General features: G+C 66.4%; 18 protein-coding genes. 10 read left to right on the forward strand and 8 right to left on the reverse strand.

Features of this window, described 5'->3' with window-relative positions; all coding sequences use genetic code 11:
• Positions 1-32: 32 nt before the first annotated feature.
• On the reverse strand, positions 33-2012 hold the full coding sequence (locus tag LK542_RS14440; RefSeq protein WP_227812433.1) for an acyltransferase family protein: 1980 nt from the start codon (positions 2010-2012) through the stop codon (positions 33-35).
• Between the two features lie 252 nt (positions 2013-2264).
• Between LK542_RS14440 and LK542_RS14445 the strand changes: the two genes are divergently transcribed.
• Together LK542_RS14445 and LK542_RS14450 are read left to right on the forward strand one after the other, a co-directional pair.
• Entirely contained in the window at positions 2265-2714 is a 450-nt protein-coding gene (locus tag LK542_RS14445) for a cache domain-containing protein (protein ID WP_227812434.1), read from the forward strand.
• Positions 2715-2741: 27 nt separating this feature from the next.
• Entirely contained in the window at positions 2742-4454 is a 1713-nt protein-coding gene (locus tag LK542_RS14450; RefSeq protein WP_227812435.1) for a methyl-accepting chemotaxis protein, read from the forward strand.
• Here LK542_RS14450 and LK542_RS14455 read toward each other — a convergent pair whose 3' ends face one another.
• Complete coding sequence (locus tag LK542_RS14455) at positions 4455-5024, reverse strand: DNA-3-methyladenine glycosylase (protein ID WP_227801818.1); 570 nt, start codon at positions 5022-5024, stop codon at positions 4455-4457. It abuts the gene before it with no gap.
• A gap of 167 nt (positions 5025-5191) precedes the next feature.
• On the opposite strand from LK542_RS14455, the gene LK542_RS14460 reads away from it, so the two are divergent.
• From LK542_RS14460 to LK542_RS14475, 4 genes are all read left to right on the forward strand, one after another.
• The gene (locus tag LK542_RS14460; protein ID WP_227801820.1) at positions 5192-6049 is read left to right on the forward strand and encodes an HDOD domain-containing protein; all 858 of its coding nucleotides are present in this window, start codon (positions 5192-5194) and stop codon (positions 6047-6049) included.
• Between the two features lie 72 nt (positions 6050-6121).
• Positions 6122-7294: a tetratricopeptide repeat protein gene (locus tag LK542_RS14465; RefSeq protein ID WP_227812436.1), complete on the forward strand. Its 1173-nt coding sequence runs from the start codon at positions 6122-6124 to the stop codon at positions 7292-7294.
• A gap of 87 nt (positions 7295-7381) precedes the next feature.
• Positions 7382-7696, forward strand: coding sequence for a helix-turn-helix transcriptional regulator (locus LK542_RS14470; RefSeq protein WP_227812437.1), 315 nt, complete (start codon positions 7382-7384; stop codon positions 7694-7696).
• 15 nt (positions 7697-7711) lie between these two features.
• Positions 7712-8947 (forward strand): acyl-CoA desaturase, encoded by a 1236-nt coding sequence (locus tag LK542_RS14475; RefSeq protein ID WP_227812438.1) that lies wholly within the window; start codon positions 7712-7714, stop codon positions 8945-8947.
• On the opposite strand, the gene LK542_RS14480 is transcribed toward LK542_RS14475, so the two are convergent.
• The 6 genes from LK542_RS14480 to LK542_RS14505 all read right to left on the reverse strand — a co-directional run bounded on the left by LK542_RS14480 (position 8930) and on the right by LK542_RS14505 (position 16831).
• Complete coding sequence (locus tag LK542_RS14480) at positions 8930-9475, reverse strand: DNA-deoxyinosine glycosylase (protein WP_227812439.1); 546 nt, start codon at positions 9473-9475, stop codon at positions 8930-8932. The two genes, LK542_RS14475 and LK542_RS14480, sit on opposite strands and share 18 nt — an antisense overlap.
• Positions 9476-9564: 89 nt before the next feature.
• On the reverse strand, positions 9565-11055 hold the full coding sequence (locus tag LK542_RS14485) for an efflux transporter outer membrane subunit (RefSeq protein WP_227812440.1): 1491 nt from the start codon (positions 11053-11055) through the stop codon (positions 9565-9567).
• 1 nt (position 11056) lies between these two features.
• The gene (locus LK542_RS14490) at positions 11057-14248 is read right to left on the reverse strand and encodes an efflux RND transporter permease subunit (RefSeq protein WP_227812441.1); all 3192 of its coding nucleotides are present in this window, start codon (positions 14246-14248) and stop codon (positions 11057-11059) included.
• A 4-nt stretch (positions 14249-14252) separates the two neighbouring features.
• Complete coding sequence (locus LK542_RS14495) at positions 14253-15440, reverse strand: efflux RND transporter periplasmic adaptor subunit (RefSeq protein WP_227812442.1); 1188 nt, start codon at positions 15438-15440, stop codon at positions 14253-14255.
• Positions 15441-15782: 342 nt separating this feature from the next.
• On the reverse strand, positions 15783-16619 hold the full coding sequence (locus LK542_RS14500; RefSeq protein WP_227801831.1) for an alpha/beta hydrolase: 837 nt from the start codon (positions 16617-16619) through the stop codon (positions 15783-15785).
• Complete coding sequence (locus tag LK542_RS14505) at positions 16616-16831, reverse strand: hypothetical protein (protein WP_227801832.1); 216 nt, start codon at positions 16829-16831, stop codon at positions 16616-16618. Before LK542_RS14505 ends, LK542_RS14500 begins: the two co-directional genes overlap by 4 nt.
• A gap of 140 nt (positions 16832-16971) precedes the next feature.
• On the opposite strand from LK542_RS14505, the gene LK542_RS14510 reads away from it, so the two are divergent.
• From LK542_RS14510 to LK542_RS14525, 4 genes are all read left to right on the forward strand, one after another.
• On the forward strand, positions 16972-17922 hold the full coding sequence (locus tag LK542_RS14510; protein ID WP_227812534.1) for a LysR family transcriptional regulator: 951 nt from the start codon (positions 16972-16974) through the stop codon (positions 17920-17922).
• 35 nt (positions 17923-17957) lie between these two features.
• Positions 17958-18404 (forward strand): DUF962 domain-containing protein, encoded by a 447-nt coding sequence (locus LK542_RS14515; RefSeq protein WP_227812443.1) that lies wholly within the window; start codon positions 17958-17960, stop codon positions 18402-18404.
• 144 nt (positions 18405-18548) lie between these two features.
• Positions 18549-19487 carry a DMT family transporter gene (locus LK542_RS14520; RefSeq protein ID WP_227801834.1) on the forward strand — a complete coding sequence of 313 codons (939 nt, stop codon included), beginning with the start codon at positions 18549-18551 and terminating at the stop codon, positions 19485-19487.
• The gene (locus LK542_RS14525) at positions 19484-19972 is read left to right on the forward strand and encodes a GNAT family N-acetyltransferase (RefSeq protein WP_227812444.1); all 489 of its coding nucleotides are present in this window, start codon (positions 19484-19486) and stop codon (positions 19970-19972) included. The genes LK542_RS14520 and LK542_RS14525 overlap by 4 nt, the downstream gene beginning before the upstream one ends.
• Positions 19973-20190 lie beyond the last annotated feature (218 nt).

Below are 20190 nucleotides of genomic sequence, written 5' to 3' on the forward strand. Positions count from 1 at the left end.
GCAGAACGGGACAATTGCCGGTCACGGCTGCCCTACTTCGCCGTACGCCTGCGCATCCACTCGGCAAAATGCCTGCCGACCAGCAGGTCGCCCTCGTAACTCAGGTGATTGTCGTCGCGGTACATCAGGCGCCCGTCGACCATGGCGTGGCAGCGCTCCTTGTCGCACACGGCCTGCGCCGCATCGAACCAGAAGAACTGCTGCGGGAATTCGCGGCTGAAGTCGTCCAGGATGCCGAGCTGGTGTTCGACCTGCTCTTCCCAGTCGGCGCGCGGGATCGCGCACGGCACCCGGGTCGCCGACGATGCCACCCCGGCACGCTTGATGCACGAACGCGGATCGAAGCCCATTTTCGGCACGTCGCTCATGAAGATCACCTGCTTGCCGGCCGCGGTGAAGCGGCGGAAGGTCTCGCGCGCCGCCTCCAGCACGAAGCGCTGGTGCGGATGCCGCCACAGGCGCAGGTGGGTCGAGAACACCACGGTTTTTACCGAGGGCATGGCGAGCGCAAGGTCGAGCATTGGCCCAGTCGCCTCCTGGTAGGGGTCGCCCCGGGTGGGGATGCCCCAGTAAGGATGGCGGGTCGACAGCAGCAGCAGGTTTTCGCCCACGCTGCTGTAGTACTTCTTCAGGCCGGCCACCACGTGGAAAGCGTGGCTGTCGCCGACCAGCACCACGGTCGGATCCCGGTCCGGGTCGGCCAGCTGGCAGTACTCGTAGTCGGTGTCGAAACCAAAGCGCTTGCGGCAGGCCGCGGCGCTGGCGCGGTCCTCGACCACCACCAGCGCCTTGTGGTTGGCGATGTTGTCCTGGATCGGCCGGCGCGCCGGCAGTCCTTCGTTCAGGTAGATATAGGCGCCGCTGCCGGCGCATGCCAGCATCAGCGCACACAGCGCGGCGACGCGGCCCCAGGCGCCGCCCTTGCCTCCGTCGGCGCGCAGCGGACGCTCCACCACGCGCCAGGTCAGCCAGGCCAGCAGCAGCGCGAGCAGCACCAGGCCGGCGCGGATCTGCAGCGCGGGTTCGCGCGACTCGATGATCTGGGCAAAGGAGAGCAGCGGCCAGTGCCACAGGTAGAGCGGATAGCTGATCAGGCCGATGCCGACCAGCACGCGGTTCGACAGCACCACGCGGTTGAACCAGGCCTGCGGCCCGGCGCCGATCAGGCACAACGCGCCCGCCGCCGGCAGCAGCGCCAGCCAGCCGGGGAAGGGGCGCTCGCGCGTGACCAGCGCCAGCCCGGCGGCCAGCAGGGCAAGCCCAAGCCAGGCCAGCAGGTTCGGCCACGCCCCCGGCCACAGCGGATGGCGCCCGGCGCCCGGCGGGCGCATCTGCAGGCAGGCCAGGCTCGCGCCCAGCAGCAGTTCCCAGGCGCGGCTGGCCGGCGAATAGAAGGTGGCGCTGGGGTACTGCGCAATGCCGCCGATGTTGACGATGAAGGAGGCCAGCGCCAGCACGGCGGCCAGCGATAGCAGCTTGAGGCGCAGCCGCCAGCCCAGCAGCAGGACGACCGGCCACAGGATATAGAACTGTTCCTCGATGCCGAGCGACCACAGGTGCAGCAGCGGCTTGGTATGGGCGGCGGTATCGAAGTAGCCGACCTGGGCCCAGTAGAAGAAGTTGGCGGCAAAGCCGGCGCCGCCGACCACGTGCTTGCCGAGCTGCTCGTATTCGTCGGGGAACAGGGCGAACCAGCCGAAGGCCATGCAGCCCGCCAGCACCAGCAGCAGCGCCGGGAACAGGCGGCGCACCCGGCGCGCGTAGAAGGCGGCAAAGCTGAAATTGCCCCCGTCCAGCTCGCGCAGGAGGATGCTCGAGATCAGGAAGCCGGAGATGACGAAGAAGATGTCGACACCGATGAAGCCGCCCCTCAGCAGCGACGGAAAGGCGTGGAACAGCACCACCGCCAGCACGGCGAGCGCGCGCAGTCCATCGATGTCGCGGCGGTAGGCCAGGTGGGGCGATGCCTGTGCCGACGGATCACCAAGGGAAACCGGTTTTTCTATCTTCATGCCAGCTCATCAACAAAGCTGACAATTCTAAATGACCGGCTTGCTGCAAAACAAAGCTTTTGTTCAAAAACGTTCGGCACATGCGACGTGCATGCGTGTCCGAGTCAGGATCGACTGACGCCAACGCGCAACCTTCCTACGCTGCTGCGCAATGCGATTGCGCCATCGCAATTAGCGCCCTCCCCACCCCGGTACATTTGCCAATGCACTTTAGCAATATTGGTCCCAGAACATTCCACTCGAGGAGTCAACATGAAACTGTTTGCCGCAGCCCTGTGCCTGGCCATCGCCGCCGCCCCCGCCCTCGCCAACGCCCCGACCGAGAAGGACGCCATCGCGATGGTCGAACGCGGGGTCGCCCTGGTCAAGGCCAAGGGCAAGGATGAGATGATGAAGCGCATCAACGCCAAGGACGCCGACTACGTCCAGGGCGAGCTCTACATGGACATCCGCGACCTGAAGACCGGCATCGTGCTGGCCCATCCCTACAACCCCTCGATCGTCGGCAAGGACCTGACCGACGTGCCGGATGCGAACGGCAAGAAGTACCGCCGCGAGATCATCGAGCTGGCCGCCGCCAAGGGCAAGGGCTGGGTCGACTACCAGTACAAGAATCCGACCAGCGGCAAGATCGAGCCGAAGACCACCTTCATCCAGCGCGTCGACGACGTGGTGCTGGAAGTCGGCATCTACAAGAAGTAAATCCCTTATTCCACGCCCGGAGTCAACATGCTGAACAAATTGCGGATCGGCCCGAAACTCCTGCTGGCCCCGGGCCTGGTGCTGGTGCTGCTGACCTTGTTGTCTGCGGCCGCCTATTACGGCATGGTGCGCCAGAACGCCTCGCTCGAGCACATGGTGCAGGTGCGCGCCGCGCGCCTGCAGGCCGTGGCCGACGTGGCGGGCGAGGCGCGCTTTGCACATGCCAACATCTACCAGCTGCTGGCCTGGGTGAACGGCAGCTTCGCCGCCAACCGCCTGGCCGCGCTGACCGCCGACATCCACAAGAAGCATGCCGGCATCAAGACCCGCCTGGACGAACTGTCCCGGCTGGCCGAGCCGAGCGAGCGCGCGCCGATCGAGAACTCGCTGGCGGCCCTGTCCAGCTACCGCAAGATGGTGAACGAAACCATCGAGCTGGCCCAAGTCGACCAGTCGATCGCCACCAACTCCATGCAGAAGGCCGAGAAGCAGTTCGTCGCCCTCGACACCGGCCTGCAGAACCTGGCGGCGCTGGAGAAGAAGCTGAGCGTGGAAGCCCACGCCGCCGCCAAGGCCGAATTCCGTTCGCTCGGGATCACCATGGCCGGCCTGGTGCTGCTGTCGATCGGGCTGTCGCTGGTGGTGACGATGCTGGTGAGGCGCGCCATGCTGACCGACATCCGCTCGATCGCCACCGTCGTCAACGAGCTGGCCGATGGCCGCCTGCGTCCTTCCGGCACGCCGGGCAGCGGGCGCGACGAAATCGCGGACACCTCGCGCGCGCTCGACCACAGCATCAAGCGCCTGACCGGCGCCCTGCACAGCATCCTCGGCGCGGTGCGCTCGATCGACACCGCCTCGCAGGAAATCGCCAGCGGCAACCTCGACCTGTCGACCCGCACCGAGCTGCAGGCCGGCTCGCTCGAGCAGACCGCCAGCACGATGGAAGAACTGACCACCGCGGTCAAGGAAAACGCCAACAACGCGCAGTTGGCGTCCACCCTCGCGGCCGAGGCGGCGCAGTTGGCCTCGAACGGCGGCCAGGCCGTGGGGCGCGCCGTAGCGACCATGGAATCGATCCAGGCCAGCTCGCGCAAGATCGTCGAGATCACCGGGGTCATCGACGGCATCTCGTTCCAGACCAACCTGCTGGCCCTGAACGCGGCGGTGGAAGCGGCGCGCGCCGGCGAGCAGGGACGCGGCTTTGCCGTGGTGGCGGCCGAAGTGCGCACGCTGGCGCAGCGCTCGGCGGCGGCGGCGCGCGAGATCAAGGGCCTGATCGCGGACTCGGTCAAGATCATCGAGGACGGCAGCGCCTCGGTGAGCGAGGCCGGCGCCAGCATGGGCGACATCGTCGCCTCGGTACGCCAGGTGAACGACATCATCGGCCGCATCAGCATCGCCAGCACCGAGCAGGCCAACGGCATCGCCGAAGTGAACCAGGCGGTGGGACAGATGGACGGCATGACCCAGCAGAACGCGGCCCTGGTGGAACAGGCGGCGGCGGCGGCCGAAAGCCTGCACGAGCAGACCGTCAACCTGGCCAGGGCCGTGTCGATCTTCAAGCTGGAAGGCGAGGAGATTCCGGCGATCGAGCAGGAACAGGCGGCGCCGGAAGAAGACGGCGAGGATGCGGGCTTCCACGGCCTGCAGGAACGGCGCGCAAGCGCAAGCCCGATGCGCGGGCGCCCGATCGCGGCCCTGCCCGTGGCTGAACGCGCACGCCGGCGGCGTGCCTGATCAGCGGAACGGCCGGCTGACGAAGCGCGAGCCGGCCAGCCCGAAACGCCAGGGCACGTCCATCGCCTTCGAGATCCCGATGCGCGGCCCGGCCACCACCTCCAGCCCCGGACTACCCGGCAGCAGCTCGAACGGTGGCTGCGACAGCGGCATGCCGTTGTTGGCGCGGGTCACGCCCAGCGCCTGGCACAGTTTGCCCGGGCCGGAGCACAGCAGCCACTCGTCGTCCGCGTCGCGGCGCCGGCGCATCTCATCCAACCCTGCCAGCGGTTCCAGTGCGCGGATCAGGACCCCGGCCCCATGACCCTCTTCGCGGCACACGAAGTTCAGGCACCAGTGGATGCCATAGGAGCGGTAGACGTAGGCGTGGGCGGGCGGTCCGAACATCGAGGCATTGCGCTCGGTCGGACCGGAAAAGGCGTGCGAGGCCGGATCCTCGCGGTCATAGGCTTCCGTCTCGACGATCCGTCCGCCGACGCCGTTCACCAGGACTGTCACGCCGATCAGCTGGCGCGCGACGATCTCCGCCGGCTGAGTGAAATCGATACCTGCTATTGTCGAAATGGCCATGGCCGGATTCTAGCGCGGGTCGTTTTGCGGTGTCGCTTTGGTGAAATAGATACAAAAAATGATTTGATTGACAAAGCTTCGGAATTGCCTTGCTGCAATAAAATGGGGTCTGAGGTATAGTGGCACGGTTGTTCGCATTCCTCCCGCAATTCCTCCTGCCCGCGCCCATGAATACCGTCGCCGATCCCGTTCCGCAACTCGACCAGGTCGATGCCCTGATCAAGTCGATCCGCATCCCGCCCCGGCCGAGCCTGCTCGCCGACATGCAGCGCGAACTGGCTTCGGAAGATCCGTCGCCGGAAGCGATCGGCAAGATCGTGGCGAGCGACGTCGGCATGTCCGGCGCCCTGCTGAAGCTGGCCAATTCCTCGATCTACGGCGGGCGGCGCAAGGCCAAGTCGGTCGAGCAGGCGATCCTGTTCCTCGGCATTAACCAGGTCGCAGCCCTGATGACCGGCCTGCTGGCGCGCCAGGCGATCCCCACCAACAGCGCGGCGCTGGCCAGCTTCTGGGACATCAGTACCCGGCGCGCCCAGGCCATGGTGTTCCTGTCGCGCCGCCTGCGCATCGGCGAGCCGGACGTGGCCCACACCTTCGGCCTGTTCTGCGACACCGGCGTGCCGCTGCTGATGGACCGCTTCGCCGACTACGCCGCGACCTACGCAGCCGCCTCGCTGGAAGCCGAGCGTCCGTTCACCGCGCTGGAAGACGAGCGCCACTCGACCTCGCACGCCGCGGTCGGTTGCCTGCTGGCGCGCAACTGGGGCCTGTCGGGCGACGTCGGCTGGGCCATCCTGCACCACCACGATTTCGCGGTGCTCGAGGACGCCTCCACCGCGGGCGCCGTGCGCTCGCTGGTCGCCCTGTCGGTGCTGGCCGAAAGCGCCATCTGCCGCTACCAGGGCCATGCCGAGTCGCTCGAGTGGAACAAGGGCGGCGCCAGGGCCTGCGCCTACCTCGGCCTGTCCGACGAAGAGACGGCCGAGCTGCTGGACGAACTGGTCGAAGCCTTCCACGAAGAGTGACAGCATTTTTGACATCGCTCCGGTAGAGGCAGATACTGCGTGCTGTAAGTACGAGTGCCCCTGGAGTGAGTCATGAAACGCATCGCCATCCTGTTGTCCCTGTCCCTGCTGGCCGGCTGCGCCAGCGTGCAGCCGCCTGCTGCCCCGACACCCCTGTTCGCCGATGCGCGTTTTGCGCCGCCTTCCGAACAAGTCGGCGCCGACGACCTGTTTACGCTCAGCCCGGCAATGCGCTCCTACCTGAACAGCCAGGCCTTCGGCCGGCAGCTGCGCCAGCACGGCCAGCGCCAGGGCCTGGTGCATGCGCTGTACAGCAAGAATGACCTGATGCTCGAGTACGAATCCGCGCGCACCCGCACCGCCGCGCAGACCTTCGCCGACCGCTCCGGCAACTGCCTGTCGCTGGTGATCATGACCGCCGCCTTCGCCAAGGAACTGGGCATGCCGATCCGCTTTCGCAGCGTCGACGTGGACAGCACCTGGAGCCGTACGGCGGGTCTCTACCTGGCCAGCGCCCACGTCAACATCAGCATCGGCAGCCGCCGCGAGGCCGGCATGCGCAGCACCGACCAGGACGACATGCTGCTGGTCGACTTCATCCCGCAGAGCGAAGCGCAGCGCATCCGCGCACGCGAGCTGGAGGAAGAAGAAATCGTCGCCCTCTACCTGAACAACCGCGCGGCCGAGATGCTGGTGCACGAGCGCCTCGACGACGCCTACTGGTGGGCCCGGGCGGCAGTCGACAAGCGTCCCGGCATGGTCCCGGCCCTGAACACCCTGGCCGTGATCTACGACCGCCACGGCGACCGCGCGCTGGCCGAGCAGACCTATCGCGCGGCGCTCGAACGCGAGCCGGAAAACGTGATGGTGCTGCGCAACCTGCAGCCGGTGCTGGCCGCCCAGGGCAAGCATGCGGAAGCGCAGGCACTGGCGCAGCGCATCGCCGCCATCGAGCCCTTCCCGCCCTACCACTACTTCGACAAGGGCATGGTCGCGCTGCGCGAGGGCGACTACGGCAAGGCGCGCGAGCTGTTCGAGCGCGAGGTCAAGCGCGCCCCCTACAACGACGAGTTCCGCTTCTGGCTCGGCGTCTCGCACCTGAAGCTGGGCGACATCAAGGACGCGCGCGAGCAGATCGCCAAGGCCCTCGACACCAGCACCCGCCAGGAAATGCGCCAGGTGTATTCGGCCAAGCTGGCGCACCTGCGGCGCACCGGCACGGCGACCGGCACCCTGATCCGCTGAGGCACCCGATCCGCCGCGCTTGACAGCCGGCGGATAAAGGGCAAGAATACGATTAACTAATTAGTTAATTAAAGAATGAACTCAAACTTGGACAAGACTTTCGAAGCACTGGCTTCGCTGCCGCGCCGCAAGATCCTCGCCCTGCTGTCGAATGTCGAACTGACGACTTCCGAACTGGCCGAGCGGCTGGGGATCAGCGCGCCGGCCATCTCGCGCCACCTGTCGGTGCTGGAAAACGCGGCCCTGGTCACGAGCGAGCGGCGCGGGCAATTCGTGTACTACACGCTCAAGCCCGACAGCCTGGTCAACCAGCTGTCCGGCTTCATGTTCGAACTGTGCCCGACAGCCGGGCCCCTGAAGCGCGAATCGAAGGCAATCGCGGCAAAGCGCAAGACAAACTGACATCCGGAGGCGGCAATGGCAGATCGGCAGGCGGCAGGCGGTAACGTGTTCGCAGGAAGGGTGCGCTGGGAGCCGGTGCGCTCGCTGTGGTGGACCGGGACGACGGGCGTGGCCATCGTCGGCGGCGCCCTGACCTTCAGCTGGACGGCGCTGGCGGTCTTCCTCGCCACGACCGCAACCGTGCTGCTGTTCGGGCATTCGCTCGGCAGCCACCGCAAACTGATCCACGACAGCTTCGCCTGTCCGCGCTGGCTCGAATACCTGCTGGTCTACCTGGGCGTGCAGGTCGGCCTGTCCGGGCCGCTGGGACTGGTGCGCCAGCACGACCTGCGCGATCATGCGCAGCGCCAGCCCGACTGCCATCCCTTCCTGCGCCACGGCGCCTCATTCTGGCAGGACGCCTGGTGGCAGCTGCACTGCCGCCTCGAACTGGACGACCCGCCGCAGCTGGAACCGGCACCAGGCATTGCCGCCGACCGCTTCTACCGCTTCCTGGAACGTAGCTGGATGCTGCAGCAGGTCCCGCCGGCGCTGCTGCTGTATCTTGCAGGCGGCTGGGCCTTCGTCATCTGGGGCGGCTGCGCCCGCATCGCGGCCGGCGTCACCGGCCACTGGCTGATCGGCCACTTCGCCCATAACCACGGCGCCATGCACCACAGCGTGGACGGCGCGGCGGTACAGGGCCGCAACGTCAGGCTGGCTTCGCTGCTGACCATGGGCGAATCCTGGCACAACAACCACCATGCGTTTCCCGGCTCGGCGCGCCTCGGCCTGTATCCGGGCGAATGGGATCCCGGCTGGTGGGTGCTGGTGCTGCTGCGCCGGCTCGGCCTGGTGTGGCGCATCCGGCTGCCGCATGGCTGCCCGGATAGGCCCGAATTACGTCGGCTGGACGATGTACCCTGCGTGGCGGCGCCGGTGCCGCAATCCCTGGCCGACATGGTTCGCAACAGCGTGGCTGTCGCTGCCGCACTGTTCACGCAGGCTGCTCCCGCAAGCTTGGATGGACCATGCGCGACCATGTCAGTGTCCTGCATGCGCAGGCTGGCCGGGCCCAGGGCCGTGGTGACGCGCAACCCGGCGCAACCGAGACTGCGGCTGAGGCTCGGCTTCGCCAGCGTGGTCGGCCTGCCCGCGTTCCTGCTGGCCATCGGCAGCCGCAACGCCTGTTCCGCGGTCGTGGCGGTCTTGCTCCTGCCCGCTGCGGTGCTGGCGGAATCCCTGCGCGGCCAGCTAGCCTGGTCCGAATAAGGAGGACTGGGCCGGCGCCGAGTTGCCCGCGGGTGCAGGCTCGGACAGCTGGCGCCAGACGGCGAGCTTCTGCTCGAAGCTCATCGCCATGTGCGCCGGAGAGCTCGACGGCAGCACGACGGTGCGATAGCCGGCCGCCGCGAACTGAGGCGCGAACTTGCCGGATGCCTGGCCGTTGAAACCGACCGTCTCCAGTTGCGGGCACAGCGCGCGTAAGCGCTCGAAATCGTTGGCGGCCGGGTTGCGGATGGCGGAGTCCAGGCTGCCTTCGCGCTCGCAGCCGGCCAGCACATCCCACAGGCCGAAGCGGTGCGCCAGCAGGCGCGGCAGGCGCTCCTCATACGGCAGGCTGGCCAGGTCTTCCCCGATCACGGCCGAGATCAGCGGCCAGAACTGGTTGCGGGGATGCGCATAGTAGCGCTGCGCCGCCAGCGAGGCTGCACCGGGAAAGCTGCCGAGGACGAGCACGCGGGTGCTTGGTGCGATCACCGGCGCCAGGCCGGTCAGGGAAGGTGTGGAAGTCGCCATGACGCGATTGTAGCCGGGCGAAAAAAAAGCGGCGAGCACATAGTACCCGCCGCAAAGGGCAAAACGCCTGGAGAGGTGAACTACAGGTACTACTTCATGGCGACGGTGTTGCTGTCGATGCGGCCCGCGTCCCAGCCCCCGCCCAGAGAGCGGATCAGGGCCACGGTCGTCACCGCGCGGTTGCCGCGCAGCTGGACCGCGGTGCGTTCGACCGCGGCCAGGTTGCGCTGCGCGTCGAGCAGTTCGAGATAGCTGGAGCGGCCAGCGTCATACAGCTTCTGCGCCAGGTCGGCCGAGCGGCGCGCCGCTACCAGCGCCGCGTCGATCTGCTCGGCCTGGCCGGACAGGATGCGCAGGCCGGCCAGGTTGTCCTCGACCTCGGCAAAGGCCGTCAGCACGCTCTGGCGGTAGCTGCCCACCGATTCTTCCAGCACCGCTTCGCTGCGTTCGACATTGGCGCGGTTGCGGCCGCCGTCGATCAGCGGCATCGAGGTGAGCAGGCCCAGGACCCAGGAGCGGCTGCTCCACTTGAACACTTCCGAGAAGGCGCCGCCGACGCCGCCGCCGGCCGCGCTGATGGTCAAGGCCGGGAACATCGCGCCACGCGCCACGCCGATGCGGGCATTCGAGGCTTCCATCGCACGCTGCGCAGCGACGATATCCGGACGACGCTCGAGCAGCGAAGACGGCAGGCCGGCCGGGATGGCCGGCAGCAGGGTCGCATCCAGCAGCGGGCTGGGGCCGGCCACGTAGTTGGCCGCCGGTTTGCCCAGCAGGACCGCGAGCGCATGCTCGGCGGTCGCGCGCTGGCGCTGCAGGCCGATGGCTTCCGCACGCGCCGTCGCCAGCTCGGTACGGGCCCGCGACAGGTCGAATTCGCCAATGTCCCCAAGGTCGAAGCGGCGCTGGGTGACTTTCACGCTTTCCTCGCGCAGGCGCACGGTCTGGCCCACGGTATCCAGCTCGGCGTCCAGGGCGCGCAGGCGGAAGTAGGTTTGCGCCACGTCCGCCTGCAGGGCCAGCAGCACCGAGCGGTAATTCGCTTCAAGCGTCGCCGCATCGCTGCGCGCCGCCGACACGCCCGCCGCCACGCGGCCAAACAGGTCGACCTCGTAGCTGGCCGTGAGATTGGCCGTATAGCTCGTCACCGCCTGGGTCGGCGACCCCTGCGGCAGGCCGGATTCCAGTGCCGACGGGCGGGCGCGCTGGGCGCCGATGCCGACGCCGATTTGCGGCACGCGATCCGCAGCTGCAATGCCGGCGATCGCCCTCGCCTGCTTGACGCGGGCGGCGGCCACCGACAGGTTGGCGTTGTTGGCGCTCGCTTCCTCGACCAGGACGGTCAGCGCCGGATCCTGGAAGGCGAGCCACCACTGGCCGCGCGGCTGCTGCTCGGCCGGCTGGGCCGGCTTCCAGCGCGAACCTTCGATACCCGCGACTTCAGTCGCAGGCGCCACCTGCAGGTTGCGGAAGGCAGTCGGGGTCTCGACCGCCGGCTGTTTGAAGTCCGGGGTGGCGCAGGCAGTCAGCAGCAAGGCTGCCAACAGTGGGGCCACGCCCCTTGCGATCATGCTCTTCATCTCAGTGCACTCCTTCCAGGTCCAGGACCGGGGCCTTTGCTTTGGCCACCGGTGCTTTTTTCTCGAAACGCTTTGCCACACTGCGCAGCAGGACGTAGAACAGCGGCGTCAGGAACAGGCCGAAGAAGGTCACGCCCAGCATGCCGGCGAACACGGCCACACCCATTGCGTGGCGCATTTCGGCGCCGGCGCCGGTCGAGAACACCAGCGGCAGCACACCCATGATGAAGGCGATCGAGGTCATCAGGATCGGACGCAGGCGCAGGCGGGAAGCTTCCAGCGCGGCCTCGACGATGCTGCGGCCGTGGTCTTCCAGCTCGCGGGCGAATTCCACGATCAGGATCGCGTTCTTGGAGGCCAGGCCAACCAGCACGAACAGGGCGATCTGGGTGAAGATGTTGTTGTCGCCACCCGAGAGCTTGACGCCCACCAGCGCGCACAGGATCGACATCGGCACGATCAGGATCACCGCCAGCGGCAGGGTCCAGCTCTCGTACTGGGCGGCCAGCACCAGGAACACCAGCAGCACGCACAGCGGGAACACGTAGATCATGGTGTTACCGGCCAGGATCTCCTGGTAGGTCAGCTCGGTCCATTCATAGGCGATCCCTTTCGGCAGGGTTTCCTTGGCCAGCTGCTCCATGATGGCCTGGGCCTGGCCCGAGGACACGCCCGGCGCTGCGCCGCCATTCAGGTCGGCCGCCACGTAGTTGTTGTAGCGCTGGACGCGGTCCGGACCATAGCTGTCCTTCACCTGCATCAGGGACGACAGCGGGATCATCTCGCCCTTGTCGTTGCGGACCTTCAGCTGCGCGATCTGCTCGGGCTGCGAGCGGAACTGCGCGTCGGCCTGCACCCGCACCTGGTAGGTGCGGCCGAACTGGTTGAAGTCGTTCACGTACAGCGAACCCAGGTTCACCTGCAAGGTCTGGTAGATGGTCGACAGCGGCACGCCGAGCTGCTTGGCTTTCACCCGGTCGACGTCCGCGAACAGCTGCGGCACATTGATCTGGTAGCTCGAGAACACACCCGCCAGCTGCGGCGTGCCCCAGGCCTTGGCCTGCAGCGCCTGCGTGGCCTTGTACAGTTCGTCGTAGCCGAGGTTGCCGCGGTCTTCCAGCATCAGCTTGAAGCCGCCGGTGGTGCCCAGGCCATTCACCGGGGGTGGCGGCAGCACCATCACGAAGGCATCCTTGACCTCGCCCATGCGCTTGTTGATTTCGGCGGCGATGGCTTCGGCCGACTGCTCCGGGTGGCCCTTGCGCTCGCTGAAGGGTTTCAGGCCCGTGAACACGATGCCGGCGTTCGGCGCATTGGTGAAGCCGTTGATCGACAGGCCCGGGAAGGCGATCGAAGATTCCACGCCCGGGATTTCCTTGGCAATGGTCGACATCTTGCGGATCACTTCATCGGTGCGGTCGAGCGAGGCGGCGTCCGGCAGCTGGGCGAAACCGATCAGGTAGCCCTTGTCCTGGGCCGGCACGAAGCCCGGCGGCACCACACGGAACATGAAGACCGCGGCCACGCCCAGCGCCAGGTAGACGCCCAGCGTCGCAGCTTTGCGGCGCAGCACCGTCTTCACGCCACCTTCGTAGCTGTGCGAGGCACGGCCGAAGAAGCGGTTGAAGCCGGCGAAGAAGCGGCCCAGCACCTTGTCCATGGCGCGGGTCAGTGCATCCTTCGGCGCGTCGTGCGCTTTCAGGAGCGCGGCCGACATGGCCGGGGCCAGCGTCAAGGAAACGAAGGCCGAGATCACGGTCGAGATCGCGATGGTCAGGGCGAACTGGCGGTAGAACTGGCCGGTCAGGCCCGAGACGAAGGCGATCGGCACGAACACGGCGCACAGCACCAGGGCGATCGCGATGATCGGACCCGAGACTTCCTTCATGGCCTGGATGGTCGCGTCATGCGGCGACAAACCATTGCCGATGTTGCGCTCGACGTTTTCCACCACCACGATGGCGTCGTCGACCACGATACCGATCGCCAGCACCAGGCCGAAGAGCGACAGTGTGTTGATCGAGAAGCCGAACATCAGCATCACGGCGAAGGTGCCGACCACCGACACCGGCACTGCCAGCAGCGGGATGATCGAGGCGCGCCAGGTCTGCAGGAACACGATCACGACCAGGGCCACCAGCACCACGGCTTCCAGCAGGGTCTTGATCACCGAGTCGATCGACTCGCGCACGAACTGGGTCGGGTCATACACGATGCTGTACTCGACGCCTTCCGGGAAGTCTTTCGAAAGCTCTTCCATCTTGGCGCGCACGTCGCTCGACAGCTGCAGCGCGTTCGCGTTCGGCGCCTCGAAGATCGGGATCGCGACCGCCGACTTGTTGTTCAGCAGCGAACGCAGCGCATAGGAGCTGGAACCCATCTCCAGGCGCGCCACGTCCTTCAGGCGCGTGACGGCGCCGTCCTCGCCGGCCTTGACCACGATCTCGCCAAACTCCTCGACGCTCGAGAGGCGCCCCTGGGTGTTGACGGTCAGCTGGAACTCGGCGTCCTTGGAAGGACCCTGGCCGACGACGCCGGCCGCGACCTGCACGTTCTGCTCGCGGATGCTGGATACCACGTCGCCCGCGGTCAGGTTGCGTGCGGCGACCTTTTGCGGATCGAGCCAGACCCGCATGGCGTAGTCGCCCGAGCCGAACAGCTGGACTTCGCCCATGCCGTTCAGGCGCGCCAGCTGGTCCTTGATGTTCAGCACCGCGTAGTTGCGCAGGTACAGGTCGTCATAGCGGCCGTCCGGCGAATTCAGGTGCACCACCATGGTCAGGTTCGGCGAGCTTTTCACCGTGGTGACGCCGATCTGGCGCACCTCCTCGGGCAGGCGCGGCAGCGCGCGCTGCACCCGGTTCTGCACCTGGCTCTCGGCGCGGTCGATATCGGTACCGATCGCGAAGGTCAGGGTCAGTGCCAGGGCGCCGTCCGAGGTGTTCTGGGAGCTCATGTAGAGCATGTCCTCGATGCCGTTGATCTGCTCTTCCAGCGGCGCGGCCACGGTTTCGGCGATCACCTTCGGGTTCGCGCCCGGATACTGGGCGCGCACCACGACTGACGGCGGCACCACCTCCGGGTACTCGGACACCGGCAGCTTGAAGATCGAGATCAGGCCGCCGACGAAGACGATCACCGACAGCACGACCGCGAAGATCGGCTTGTCGACGAAGAAGCGGGAGAAATTCATGTTCTTACTCCTTGCCAGCAGTATTCAGCGCCAGCTTGGCGCCGTCCTTGGCCGCCACAGCCGGGGCGTCCATCGGCACGATCTGCGGCGTGACCGGGGCGCCCGGACGCACGCGCTGCAGGCCATTGACGACGATCTTTTCACCGGCCTTCAGGCCGCTGCGCACCACACGCATGCCGTCCACCACCGGCCCCAGGGTGACCGGGCGGTATTCGGCCTTGCCGTCGGCGCCCACCACCACCACGTACTTGCGGCTCTGGTCGGTGCCCACTGCACGGTCGTTGATCACGATCGCCTGGTTGGCCACGCCGCTGCCCACCTGCACGCGGGCGAACAGGCCGGGGGCCAGCGAACGGTCCGGATTGGCCAGGGTGGCGCGCATGCGCACGCTGCCGGTACGGGCGTCTAACTGGTTGTCGACGAATTCCAGCTTGCCTTCGTGCGGGAAGCCTTCTTCGTTGGCCAGGCCGACTTTCACCACGGCCGGCTGGGCGCGCTGGGCGCGGGCGCCGACGCGCAGGTAGGTCTGTTCGTCGCCGTCGAAGCTGGCGTAGATGCGGTCCGTCGACACCACCGAGGTCAGCACGGCGCTGGCGTCGACCAGGTTGCCGAGGGTGATTTCCGCTTTCGACACGCGGCCGTCGATCGGCGCGGTGATGCGGGTGTAAGACAGGTTCAGGCGCGCCGCTTCATACTGGGCCTGGGCGGCGCGGGCGCTGGCGTCCAGTTCCTTTTGGGCCGCGGCCTTTTCGTCGAATTCGCGCTGGGCGATGGCCTTGTCCGCCAGCAGGCGCTCGGCGCGCTGCAGTTCCAGGCGCGCCAGGTCGGCGCGGGCTCTGGCCGCGTTGGCGCTGGCGCCGGCGCGGTCGGCTTCGGCCTGGTAGGGACGCGGATCGATCACGAACAGCACCTCGCCCTTCTTCACTTCGGCGCCCGGCTTGAAGTTGACGGCGGTGATGTAGCCGCTCACACGCGGACGGATCTCGACGGTTTCCACGGCTTCCAGGCGGCCCGAGAATTCCTGGGATTCAAGCACCGGCTTTTCGATGACCACGGCGGCGGAGACCGGCGGTCCGGCCGGCGCGGCTGCTGCCGCCTCGGTCTTGCTATTGGCGTCGGAGCAGCCGGCGAGGACGGCGCCTGCCAGGCCGGCGGCGGCCAGCAGGCCGACGAGCGATTTCACTTTGCCCATGCTTCTTTGTTGGTTAGTCATGATCAACCTTTCTTATTGAGGAGACAAAAACATCCCTACCGCAGCCGGGTACGAGCCGAATGCGAGGAAAAAGGGGGCCCTGTCCGCGCCCTGGGGGCGGATTGCCGATTCGTTACAGGTAAGGAGACCGCTTTGTTGCGGTCAGGGCGCCGGCGTCAACAGCGCATCGGGCGCAGGTGGTGCATCTTCATGGCTCACCTCTTTCGTAGACGGTCCCTCACGTCGCCCGGGGCGACGGATTTTGGGAAAAACAGGGCCTCCCCGCGCCTTCGCGGGCACGGTGTTCAGGGAGGAACGGTATCGGGTACTGGTGCTGGCCGGTCAGCGGTCCAGTAGTGCAAGGAAGCTGGAAATCTCGGACAGGGCGTGCGCCTTGCATGCACATTCATTGCGCCCGTCCGGGTCCTGCAGGGGAGCTGGCGGCATGCGCCGCACCGTGGTGCGCACGCCGGCGTTGATCAGTTTTGCGCCGTATTGTTCGGCCTCGTCGCACAATGGGTCGTCCTCGGCGGAGAGGATCAGGGCCGGCGGCAGGTTCTTCAGCCGGGTCGAGCGCAGCGGCGAGGCGTACGGGTGCGAGCGGTCGGCCGCGTGCGGCAGGTAGCCGCGGTAGGCGGCGGCGCAGTCGCTTGTGACCTTTTCGCGGTCAGGGCACTGGTTCATCTGGCGCATCGAGCAGGTCGACAGGCCCGGGTCCAGCATCGGCATGATCAGGATCTGGCCGGCCAGCTTGGGGGCGGCGCGGTCGCGCGCCATCAGGGCGCAGACGGCCGCCAGGTTGGCGCCGGCTTCGATTCCCATCACCACCAGCTTCTTGCCGGACCAGCCCAGCTTCGCCTTGTGCTTGGTGGCCCACAGCACCACGGCGTGCGCGTCCTCCACCGCGGCGGGGAACGGGCTGACCGTCGCCAGGGTGTAGTTCGAGGCCAGCACGGCGCGCTCCGTGTTGCACTGGGCCAGGTGGCGCAGGAATTCGTCCGCTTCCTGCAGGTCGCCCGAGACGAAGCCGCCGCCATGGAAGAACACGATCAGGGTGTCGCGTTTTGCGACGTCTCCCGAGGTGTACAGGCGTGCGGCCAAGGCGCCCTGCGCGCCGGCGACTTCCAGCTCGCGCACCTCGACGCCGGCGTCGACCACCTGTTCCAGCACCGCGCTCATTGGCGGCCTCCTTCGGGCATGGCAGCCCAACGGCTCGCTTGCGCGTCCGCGCATTCCTCGCAACGCATTTCGACCTCCATCGAGAGCGCCTTCAGGCCGCGCGCTTCCGCGCCGGCAGCCTGCGAATAGGCGTCGGTCCCCAGCAGGCCTGCAAGCGCTACCCCGCTCAGGGCGACTGCTACCGTGGTGAAGATTCCGTCCCGAATACTCATGGCCAGCTCCGTGAAGTGTGTTTACTTTTTGTTGCGATGCACACACTATAGCCATGGACTACAATCAGATAAAGATGTCAATAACGAATTGATTGTTCAGAACACCGAACAATCGAAGAATCCAGAATGAAAGGACCATGATGAACAAGCTCCAGGCCATGGAAGTTTTCATCCAGGTCGTCGACTGCGGCAGCTTCACCAAGGCGGCCGAGATGCTCAACCTGCCGAAGGCGACCGTCTCGACCCTGGTCCAGACGCTCGAGTCGACGCTCTCGGTCAAGCTGCTGCACCGCACGACGCGCCAGGTGATGATCACCTCGGACGGCGCCGCGTATTACGAGCGCTGCGTACAGATCCTGTCGGACGTGCGCGACGCCGAGGAATCGCTGTCGCGCCACCGCCTGAGTCCCAGCGGCCGGCTGCGCGTGGATACGCCCACCGGCCTGGCGACCGAGATCCTGATCCCCGCCCTGCCTGCCTTTTTCGAACGCTATCCCGACATCACCCTGGAACTGGGCAGCACCGACCGCCCGGTCGACCTGGTCGAGGAAGGGGTCGACTGCGCGGTACGCGGCGGGGAGCTGATCGACCCGAACCTGATCGCGCGCCGCATCGGCGTGATCAACTTCGTTACCTGCGCCTCGCCCGCCTACCTGGAGCGCCACGGCGTTCCCGAGCACCCGCGCGACCTGGTGCGGCACCGCTGCGTGAACTACTTCTCGGCCAAGACCGGCAAGGTCTACAAATGGGATTTCACGCGCGACGGCGAACGCATCGAAGTCGACCTGCCCGGCGCGATCGCGCTGAACGATTCCACCGCCTACGTGCAGGCCGGGCTGGCGGGCCTGGGCGTCATCATGATGACGGACTACCTGCTGGTGGAGCACCTCAAGACGGGACGCATGGTGCAGATCCTGCCCGAGTGGAGCATCGACCAGCTGCCGGTGCACATCGTGTATCCGCAGAACCGCCACCTGTCGGCCAAGGTGCGCGTGTTCGTCGAATGGATCTCGGAGCTGTTCGCCGGGCACCCGAACCTGCGCCTGCAAGCGCCGCGCCTGGCAGTTCAACCGGAGCTGGAGACGGTGTAGAATCGGCCAAAACGACAGAGCCACCGGAGACAAACATGGACCACAGCTCGCAGCCGCGCAACATCGACATCCTCTTGGCGCGCTACGCCGAAAGCCACCGCAACCACACCAACGAGATCATCCACTTCGTGTGCATCCCGTTGATCGTCCTGAGCCTGCTGGGCATCCTGTGGGCGCTGCATCCGGTAGTGGCGATTGCCGTGACGCTTGCTTCGCTCTACTACTACGCGAAGCTGTCGCGCGGCTTTGCGCTCGGCATGGGCGTGATGAGCGCCGTGATGCTGGGGATCCTGGCCCTGCTGCCGGAGATGACGGTACTGCCGGTGTCGATCGCGATCTTCGTGGTGGCCTGGATCGGCCAGTTCATCGGCCACAAGATCGAAGGCAAGAAGCCCTCCTTCTTCGACGACCTGCGCTTCCTGCTGATTGGCCCGCTGTTCGTGCTGTCCTTCCTGTACCGCCGCATGAATGTCGCTTACTAGTAGGGTGGTCGGCTCTGCCGACCGCGCGGTGATAGTTGGCGAATGAAACGCCGCTTCGGCTGCTCTGGCGACAGTCGAACGCGCGGTCGGCGAAGCCGACCACCCTACCCTGCAACAAACGCGCGAAGCACGTATACTCGCGCGATGCCCTCTTCCGTCCTGTTCACCGTCGCCTCGCTGATCTGGGGTTCGACCTTCTTCGCGATCACCCTGCAGCTCGGTGACGTGCCGCCCGCCGTCTCGGTCGCGTACCGCTTCTTCCTGGCCGCCGCCACCCTGTTCCTCATCTGCCTGCTGCGGCGCGACCGCCTGCGCCTGCCGCTGCGCACCCACGGCTGGATGGCGCTGCAGGGCATACTGACCTTCTGCATCTCCTACCTGTGCACCTATCAATCCGAGCAGTATGTGGTCTCGGGCCTGGTGGCGGTGGTGTTTGCGCTGATGGTGTTCTGGACGCCGCTGCTCAGCAGCCTGTTCTTCGGCACCACCATCAGCCGCCGCACGGTCGGCTGCGGCGTGGTGGCGATCGCTGGTGTCGCCCTGCTGTTCTGGCATTCGATCGGCACCGCCTGGCGCGACTTCCAGGCCGGCGGCAGCCCCACCTTCATCGCCGGCGTGGTGCTGGCGCTGGCCGCGACCATCGCCAGCTCGGCAGGCAGCATCGTGGTCAGCAAGGTCAAGGAACAATGCGAGAACCTGCCGCTCACCATGGCCTGGTCGATGCTGTGGGGCGCCTCGCTCGTCACGGTCTGGTCGCTGGCCCACGGCGACCGTTTCGTGCTGCCGTCCAGCCCCACCTACTGGGCCGGCCTGGTCTACCTGTCGATCTTCGGCTCGGTGATCGCCTTCTTCGCCTACTTTACCCTGATCGGCCGCATCGGCGCGCAGAAGACCGTGTACATCGGCGTCATCACGCCGGTGCTGTCGGTGCTCCTGTCGATCAAGCTCGAAGGCTACCGCCCCGGCGCGATCGAATTCGCCGGCATGGTCCTGTGCCTGGCAAGCGTGGCCTGGGCCCTGCGCGCGCCCGCAGCCAAACCCGTGCAATCCGCAAACCTGAACAATCCACTCGAAACACCATGACCACTTTCTCGATCCGCCCCGCCACCCCACTCGACGTCGCCCACATCCACTCCATGATCGTGGAGCTGGCCGTGTTCGAAAAACTCGAGCACCTGGTGGTGGCCACCGAAGCCCTGCTGCATGAAGGCCTGTTCGGCGTGCGCCCTTCGTGCGAAGCCATCATCGGCGAGGAGAATGGCGAAGTGGTCTGCTTTGCGCTGTTCTTCCATAACTTCTCGACCTTCCTGACGAAGAAAGGCCTGTATCTGGAAGACCTGTACGTGCGCCAGTCGCATCGCGGCAAAGGCTATGGCACGAAGATGCTGACCCGCCTCGCGCAAATCGCGGTCGAGCGCAATTGCGGCCGCTTCGAGTGGTCGGTGCTGGACTGGAACGAACCGGCCATCGGTTTCTACAAGCAGATGGGCGCGGAGATCCTGCCCGACTGGCGCATCTGCCGCGTCACCGGCGATACCCTCACGGCACTGGCCGAACGCCGCGCCTGAACGAAACGCCGCAGCAGACAAAGAAAAACCCACGGGGCCTGGAGGCGCCGTGGGCGAACCCATTTTGTCAAATGGGGAGGGGAGATGGTGAATCACACGCTTACACTATAGGTGTGGATTCTTAATGATCAATTAAGCCTTACATTCGGTTACCCTTGTTACGAAGCTTGTTTCGCCTGTCCTTGGGGTCATCATTCCCGAGTTGGAATTTCGCGGTT

Origin of the sequence: Massilia sp. IC2-477, assembly GCF_020707265.1 — a bacterium.
Taxonomy (GTDB): Bacteria; Pseudomonadota; Gammaproteobacteria; order Burkholderiales; family Burkholderiaceae_D; genus Telluria.

Excerpts from the sequence above, each read along its gene's own strand:
- LK542_RS14510 (WP_227812534.1), top strand. The coding sequence starts at position 16,972 with ATGAACAAGCTCCAGGCCATGGAAGTTTTCATCCAGGTCGTCGACTGC.
- LK542_RS14475 (WP_227812438.1), top strand. The coding sequence starts at position 7,712 with ATGGCAGATCGGCAGGCGGCAGGCGGTAACGTGTTCGCAGGAAGGGTG.
- LK542_RS14460 (WP_227801820.1), top strand. The coding sequence starts at position 5,192 with ATGAATACCGTCGCCGATCCCGTTCCGCAACTCGACCAGGTCGATGCC.
- LK542_RS14440 (WP_227812433.1), bottom strand. The coding sequence starts at position 2,012 with ATGAAGATAGAAAAACCGGTTTCCCTTGGTGATCCGTCGGCACAGGCA.
- LK542_RS14490 (WP_227812441.1), bottom strand. The coding sequence starts at position 14,248 with ATGAATTTCTCCCGCTTCTTCGTCGACAAGCCGATCTTCGCGGTCGTG.
- LK542_RS14445 (WP_227812434.1), top strand. The coding sequence starts at position 2,265 with ATGAAACTGTTTGCCGCAGCCCTGTGCCTGGCCATCGCCGCCGCCCCC.
- LK542_RS14500 (WP_227801831.1), bottom strand. The coding sequence starts at position 16,619 with ATGAGCGCGGTGCTGGAACAGGTGGTCGACGCCGGCGTCGAGGTGCGC.
- LK542_RS14480 (WP_227812439.1), bottom strand. The coding sequence starts at position 9,475 with ATGGCGACTTCCACACCTTCCCTGACCGGCCTGGCGCCGGTGATCGCA.
- LK542_RS14450 (WP_227812435.1), top strand. The coding sequence starts at position 2,742 with ATGCTGAACAAATTGCGGATCGGCCCGAAACTCCTGCTGGCCCCGGGC.
- LK542_RS14515 (WP_227812443.1), top strand. The coding sequence starts at position 17,958 with ATGGACCACAGCTCGCAGCCGCGCAACATCGACATCCTCTTGGCGCGC.
- LK542_RS14465 (WP_227812436.1), top strand. The coding sequence starts at position 6,122 with ATGAAACGCATCGCCATCCTGTTGTCCCTGTCCCTGCTGGCCGGCTGC.
- LK542_RS14525 (WP_227812444.1), top strand. The coding sequence starts at position 19,484 with ATGACCACTTTCTCGATCCGCCCCGCCACCCCACTCGACGTCGCCCAC.
- LK542_RS14495 (WP_227812442.1), bottom strand. The coding sequence starts at position 15,440 with ATGGGCAAAGTGAAATCGCTCGTCGGCCTGCTGGCCGCCGCCGGCCTG.
- LK542_RS14455 (WP_227801818.1), bottom strand. The coding sequence starts at position 5,024 with ATGGCCATTTCGACAATAGCAGGTATCGATTTCACTCAGCCGGCGGAG.
- LK542_RS14520 (WP_227801834.1), top strand. The coding sequence starts at position 18,549 with ATGCCCTCTTCCGTCCTGTTCACCGTCGCCTCGCTGATCTGGGGTTCG.
- LK542_RS14505 (WP_227801832.1), bottom strand. The coding sequence starts at position 16,831 with ATGAGTATTCGGGACGGAATCTTCACCACGGTAGCAGTCGCCCTGAGC.
- LK542_RS14485 (WP_227812440.1), bottom strand. The coding sequence starts at position 11,055 with ATGAAGAGCATGATCGCAAGGGGCGTGGCCCCACTGTTGGCAGCCTTG.